The organism is Bartonella sp. CE47NXGY (assembly GCF_042195415.1).
Taxonomy (GTDB): Bacteria; Pseudomonadota; Alphaproteobacteria; order Rhizobiales; family Rhizobiaceae; genus Bartonella.
Genome location: NZ_JBHIOI010000126.1, coordinates 1 through 1,626 on the forward strand (window position 1 = coordinate 1; position 1,626 = coordinate 1,626).

A 1,626-nucleotide genomic window follows, 5' to 3' on the forward strand; every position below is an offset into this window, starting at 1 on the left:
CATCTTGTGAATTCATTGCGGGTCGCTCTTAACGCGCTTCATAAATATTTTGACAGAAAAACTAAATGGTAAATGTTTGTTATAATGTTTCAAAGGCAGTTGATTGCTCTTCTGATATTTCGGCTATAAATACTGCGTGAGAAAAGCTAAATAATATATATACGAATAGCTCAAAGAATGCGATATAGAATACAATACCCATAGAGAGGTTTTCGCGAAACTGAATCCAGAGAAGCATTGTTTGTAGTAAAAATGAAACAGGTAGCGCTTGTATTCTATATTGGATTGGTGCCATACAGACTGTAAGGGGAAGAGTAAGCATTAAAATAGTTGTCCCTAACAAATAAGGGGCAAAAGAGCGGGGGAAAAACGTAGCAATGATGTACCCTGTAGAAAACATAATTATAAAGGTAACCACTGCTGTGAAATAGGAGAGTGCCATAAGGCGTAAGAATAAAAATAAGCTGCGTTTAGCAAAACGAAAGTAATAATTTATCGTTTTTTCTCCGTTTTTTTTTCTTAATCGCTTTATGTTCTCTAAATCTTTCTCGTTTTTCAATTATTTCGTTCCATTTGCTTTTATCCTTTGTAAAAGCATAATCGATAGTTTCTAACGTTGGCAGTATTATTGTTAATAGTATTTTTCCTACTAAATTTAGGAACTCTTTTAGAGTTTCAAGTATGCCCCCTAGAAATAATCCAATGCCGTAAATTACTAATATAATAATATCAATTAATATTGGGATTATTAAGATAAGGATTACAATTCCTATAATAAACCACATTTTCTCCCCCTTTTTATTAATCATTAATCATAGTATTGAATTTTTAATTGATTTTTTTCTCAACCAGATTCATTCTGTTTTTCCATTATCATTATCTGTTTCTGTTGTTGCCAAAGCTTTTCGTATAATTCCTCAATTATTTTCTCTTGTTCCTTAATCGCTTTGTAGTGTCTATCGACCATCCTACTGTTTTCCTTAACTGCTTCGTTTCGTTGTATAATCGCTTTATTAATTTTTTCATTCTCATAATCAAACGCCATCTGAGAGTATTCGACTAAGCGATCATGTTCAAAATTTGCTATTATTCCTAGGTAATTTCTCCAAGCAAACAACAAAATTGCTACTACTAATAAAGAGTTTCTTGAAAATTCAAGATACCAAAGCACCCCAAGTACTATGGCTAATAAAAGAGTACCTTGAAATTCTGTATTCCGACCATTCTCTGCTTCTTCCCGCATGTCAGAGACTATAGCCCATAGGATGAGTATACCCACTATTACTATGACAATATCACGCATTGTTCTCCCCCGCTTTTTATTAGTTTCTAGTCATATAATTGATTCGTTTAGATGATACAATTGTGAGTGGTTGGTTGTTAAAGACACTAGATTTAGGTAAAAAAATAAAAAATATACAATATCGTGATTTTTTTGTTGACAGGATATGAAAAATAGTGTTTTATGGCGTTGCTGTACTAGTCGAATTGTGTCTAGAATTACGGTAAAGGTATAACCTTTCTTATAAGTTTATATGATTGTTCAGAGCCCTGCTTTTGCGGGGTTTTTTTATTGTCTTGTTTACAAAAAGAAACACACATGAAAACCACTGAAAAACTTGCAAA

Annotated in this window: 2 protein-coding genes; both read right to left on the reverse strand. The window is 32.5% G+C overall.

Annotation, left to right across the window (positions count from 1 at the left end):
- Positions 1-79: 79 nt before the first annotated feature.
- A complete protein-coding gene (locus ACFIL3_RS10060) occupies positions 80-559 on the reverse strand; it encodes a hypothetical protein (RefSeq protein WP_375682216.1) in 480 nt (159 codons plus the stop codon).
- 285 nt (positions 560-844) lie between these two features.
- Positions 845-1,303 carry a hypothetical protein gene (locus ACFIL3_RS10065; protein ID WP_375612487.1) on the reverse strand — a complete coding sequence of 153 codons (459 nt, stop codon included), beginning with the start codon at positions 1,301-1,303 and terminating at the stop codon, positions 845-847.
- Between the last annotated feature and the right edge of the window lie 323 nt (positions 1,304-1,626).

What these genes read in the sequence shown, in the direction of transcription:
- ACFIL3_RS10065 (WP_375612487.1), bottom strand. Translation starts at nt 1,303, where the DNA reads ATGCGTGATATTGTCATAGTAATAGTGGGTATACTCATCCTATGGGCT.